Here is a 4230-nt window from a genome sequence, read left to right as displayed (position 1 = left end):
CGGGGCGCGGGGCCGGCGGTGGGGGGGGGGGGCCACCCGGGGCGGGGGGAGGCCGGGGCGGGGCGGGGGCGGGGGGGGGCCGCCCCCCGCGGCCCCCCCCCCCCCCGGGCGGGGGGGGGCGCCGTCGTTCGTTCGGGCACGCGGTCACTGCTCGGGCGCGTGGTTACTGCTTGGCCCACTCGACCAGTTCGATCACGACCCCGTTCGGGTCGGTGACCTGGAACAGCTTCTCGCCCCACGGCTCCTCGCGCAGCGGCAGGGTGATCTCGACCCCTTCGCCGCGCAGCCGCCGCTCCTCGCCGGTGAGGTCCTCGACGACGAACGCCAGGATGACGCCGGACGCGGTCCGGTCGCGCTGGCCCTCGGGCAGCACCTCCAGGCCGCGTCGCAGGCAGACGACGTCGACCCCGCCGCCGGGGTGCTGGAGCGAGACGAAGCCGTCGGCCGACATCTCCTCGCTGTAGCCGAAGTGCCGCTGGAGGAAGGCGGCGGAGGCGGTGACGTCCTCGACGGTCAGGGCGAGGGTGGTGGTGGTGATCTGCATGGCGGAGCCCTCTCGTCGGCGCGAGCGCGCGGTTATCCCGTACGCAGTACATTATACATAGTACGGAGAATTGCGCGAGGGATGTGCGGCCTGGGCCCGGACGCGGGGGAAGGCGCGGGGAAAAGCCGTAGGGAGGCTCCCGGGTGGGAGCCTCCCAACGGCTCGGTGCGGTGCGTCAGGTGCGGTGTGTCAGGTGCGGTGTGTCAGAAGACGCAGGGGATGCCGCCGTCGCTCTGGGCGTCGACCGACGGGCCCTGCACGGGCAGGTTGGCCGCCGGGTCGGACGGGGAGCCGGTCGCGCCGCCGCCCGGCGCTGCGGCGCCGGTCTTGTCGTCGGTCGCGCCGGTGAAGCCGGTGCCGAGGGTGACGACCACCCGGTCGGCGGGGGCCGACGCGGACTCCGTGGCGGTGACGCCGTAGCGGGCGGCGATCTGGTCGGCCGCCTCCTTGGCGCCCTTGCCGTAGGCCACGGTGGTGGTCTTGGGCTTCGCGGCGGCGCTGCCGGTCTTGCCCGCCTTGAAGCCCATCGCGACCAGGGCCTTGGACTCGGCGGTGGAGGAGACCCCGGCGGCCGTGGAGGCGTTGAAGACGTCCACGGTGGTGGGGGCGGCGGCCTTGGTGGTGGGCGGCGCGGTCGTGGCCGGCGCGGAGGAGGCCGCCGGGGTGGGCGTGTCGCCCGCCGCGTCGGGGGCGGCCGGGGCGGAGTCGGCGTAGCCGAAGATCTGCTTGACGACCTTCTGGAGCTTCGCGGGGGTGACGAGGTTGACGTCCTGGCCGTTGCGGGTGCCGAAGCCGTCGAAGGTCAGGGTGTTGAACTCGACGTTGCCGCCGGTGAGGTTGGGGGCCTGCTGGGCGAAGTCGAGGACGTTCCACTCGTTGTCGATGACCAGGTCCTTCTGCACCACGCCGAACAGCTGCTGCAGCTTGCCGAGGTCGCTGATGACGCCGTCCTGCTTGAGCTTGTGCACGACGGAGGAGATGAAGGCCTGCTGGCGGTGGGTGCGGGCGAAGTCGCCGCTGTTGCCGTCCGGGCCGTCCAGGTTGTGGCGCTGGCGGACGAAGGAGAGTGCCTGGGAGGCGTTGAGCTTGTTGATGCCCTTGTGGAAGTCGGCGCCGGAGCCCTGGCCCTCCATGGCCGGGTCCTTGGTGTCGTGGGTGAGGCAGACCTCGATCGGCTCGACGGCCTTGGCGATGTCGTAGAAGCCCATCAGGTTGACCTCGGCTATGTGGTCGACGGGCTGGTCGAGGAACTTCTGCACGGTCTGGATGGTGGCCGCCCGGCCGGCGTCGCGGCCGGCCTTCTCCAGGTCCGCGCCCTTGAGCCCCTTCGCCTGGAGGGCCGGGGTGGCCTTCTCCTTGGCCTCGCCGTAGGCCTCCTTGATCTTGCGCATGCCGGCCTGCTTGCCGTCCCCGGTGTAGGTCATGACGTAGTCGTCACGGGGGATGGAGACGGCCTGCGCCTTGCCGCCGCCGGCGGGGATGTGCAGCAGGATCAGGGAGTTGGTGTTGTAGCCGCCGATGTCGGAGCTGTGGCCGGCGTGCAGTTCGTCCTGGACGAACTCCGGCGGCAGGTCCGTCCCGTCCATGTTCTTGCGGCTGTCGAGGCCGATCAGCAGGATGTTGACCGAGTTGTCGAGGTGCTTGGGCGCGTTCTTCTTGGTCTCGGCGATGGCGTTGGAGGTGGTCATCCCGTCGGTGAGGGACGTCACCTCGTACCAGACCACCCCGCTGGCGGCGAACACCGCCAGGGCGACCGAGCAGGCCAGCGTCCGGCCCGCGATCAGCAGGGGGGAGGTGCGGCGGGTTGGGGGCGCGGCGGTGCGGCCGCCGTCCCGGGTCTGCGGGTTCTCAGCCATGGTCCCTCCTCCGGTCCCGGACCAGCCGGACCACGATCACCAGGGCGGCCGTTGCGACGGCCGCGGCCATCACGGGAAAGTCGTGGACCACCCACTTCGCGGAGCCGGTGGCCAGGTTCTTGCCCTGGTAGGCGTCGCCGTTGGCCAGCAGTTCCGCGCCGGCCGTCACCCCCAGGACCAGCAGCGGGGAGGCGGCGAGGACCCACCACCAGCCGTTGCGGCTGCTGAGTGCGGCCGCCAGGCCGGTGCCGAGCACGGCGCCCACCAGGAAGGCCGTCCCCATGCCGGGGCCGGAGAGCTCGTCGATCCCGGCGCCTGCCGCCGGCAGCCCCACGGCCAGGGCCACGGGCAGGGCCGCTCCGCCGGGGAAGGGGCGGGGGCGGGCGGGGGCCTTGTTCGCCCGCCGGCGGGCTCCCTGGTCGGAGGTGCGCCCCGGTGTCCGCTGGTCGGTCGTCCGCCCCGGTGCCTGCCGGCCGGTCGTCCGCTGGCCGGTCGTCCGTTGGTCGGTCGTCCGTTGGTCGGTCGTCCGCGCCTGCGTCTCCTGGCCGGGCGTTCGCCCGCGTGCCTCTTGGTTGGACGTCCGTCCTCGCCGCCCCGCCACGCACTCACCCCCGGTGTTCCCGTGCTCTGCGCCCCTGTGGCGCCTGCGCCCGGTCCTCGTGTGATGAGCCGTTGTGCGCTGCCACTTCTGGACGCTGCTGTTCGGCCGGCCGGTTCCCGCGCTCGGCTTCCGTTTTCCGGTCGGGGGCAGGCGTGCTGTTGAATTCCCTCTACACGGGTGTAGAGGTTGTAGGCAGCATAGAGCACCCTTGTTCGATGGCAACCCGGCTCAGGCGGGCTCGGGAGACACTACACCGGGCAGTTTTCGAGAGCCCCGGTAGATGAGGAGTGGCGCCGTGGCGGCGACGGGCGGAGCGGGACGGCCGGAGAAGCGCAAGGCGATCACGCGGGCCGCGACGGCGGTGTTCGGGCGCGAGGGCTACGTCCGGGCCAGCATGGACGCGATCGCGGCGGAGGCCGGGGTGTCCAAGCGCACGGTCTACAACCACTTCGCCGACAAGGAGACCCTCTTCCTCTCCGTCGCACTCCAGGACTCGGCCGAACTGACCGAGGTCATGCGCGAGTTGATGGACAAGCACCTCGACCGGGTGGTGGACCTGCGCCAGGACCTCACCGACTTCGCGGTCGAACGGGCCCGGGCCGTCCTCTCGGCCGGGGATCGCGGCGCGCTCGGCCGGGCCATCCGCGCCGAGGTCGCCAACATCCCGGCCGACGTCCTGGAGGCGTGGCTGGAGGCCGGCCCGATCGCCTCGCAGCGCGACCTCGCGCAGCGGTTCGAGGCGATCGCGGACCGAGGCCTGCTGGCCGTCGACGACGCCCCGCAGACCGCCGAGCAGTTCACGCTGCTGACCTTCCACGGCGTCGCCGAGCGCTCGTTCTGGGGCGCCCTGCCAGTGTCGGACGAGGAGCTCGCCCGGATCTCGGCGCTCGGTGTCGACGCCTTCCTGCGGATCCACCGGGTGCCCGCGGTGCGGTGACGGCGCGGGTGCCGGTGGCGCGGTGACGGCGGGCGCCGGAGCGTGAGACGCCCGCGGCACGGTGACGGCGGAAGCCTGACCGTGACACGCCGCCGGGGAGGGGTCCGGCGGCGCGTCACGGGGCCCACTCGTGGGGGAGCAGGTCGAGGACCGGCTCGCCCACGAACCCCTCCGCCGGCCCAGGGGTGGCTCGGGAGGAGGGTGGTGGGCGCGGACCCGGGCCCGCCCCCCGGGCGGGCGGCCGACCCCGGGCGGGGGGGGGGGGGCCCGTGAGGCCCCCCCCCGGGGCCCC

Annotated in this window: 4 protein-coding genes; 1 reads left to right on the top strand and 3 read right to left on the bottom strand. The window is 73.3% G+C overall.

The features are described 5' to 3' along the window. Positions 1-163 precede the first annotated feature (163 nt). From ACFV61_RS21900 to ACFV61_RS21890, 3 genes are all read right to left on the bottom strand, one after another. Positions 164-544 carry a VOC family protein gene (locus tag ACFV61_RS21900; protein WP_380430738.1) on the bottom strand — a complete coding sequence of 127 codons (381 nt, stop codon included), beginning with the start codon at positions 542-544 and terminating at the stop codon, positions 164-166. A 203-nt stretch (positions 545-747) separates the two neighbouring features. Further along, positions 748-2400 carry an LCP family protein gene (locus tag ACFV61_RS21895; protein WP_380373205.1) on the bottom strand — a complete coding sequence of 551 codons (1653 nt, stop codon included), beginning with the start codon at positions 2398-2400 and terminating at the stop codon, positions 748-750. Beyond that, positions 2393-2746 (bottom strand): DUF6542 domain-containing protein, encoded by a 354-nt coding sequence (locus ACFV61_RS21890; RefSeq protein WP_063348134.1) that lies wholly within the window; start codon positions 2744-2746, stop codon positions 2393-2395. The genes ACFV61_RS21895 and ACFV61_RS21890 overlap by 8 nt, the downstream gene beginning before the upstream one ends. Positions 2747-3296: 550 nt before the next feature. On the opposite strand from ACFV61_RS21890, the gene ACFV61_RS21885 reads away from it, so the two are divergent. Next, positions 3297-3938, top strand: a complete 642-nt coding sequence (locus ACFV61_RS21885; protein ID WP_380493454.1) for a TetR/AcrR family transcriptional regulator — start codon at positions 3297-3299, stop codon at positions 3936-3938. Positions 3939-4230 lie beyond the last annotated feature (292 nt).

Origin of the sequence: Kitasatospora sp. NPDC059817, assembly GCF_042731835.1 — a bacterium.
Taxonomy (GTDB): domain Bacteria; phylum Actinomycetota; class Actinomycetes; order Streptomycetales; family Streptomycetaceae; genus Kitasatospora.
The sequence above is the reverse complement of the archived record's forward strand: the minus strand, read 5'-3'. Positions and strand labels throughout refer to the sequence as shown.

Coding starts and splice junctions, on each gene's coding strand:
- ACFV61_RS21900 (WP_380430738.1), bottom strand. CDS start 544: ATGCAGATCACCACCACCACCCTCGCCCTGACCGTCGAGGACGTCACC.
- ACFV61_RS21895 (WP_380373205.1), bottom strand. CDS start 2,400: ATGGCTGAGAACCCGCAGACCCGGGACGGCGGCCGCACCGCCGCGCCC.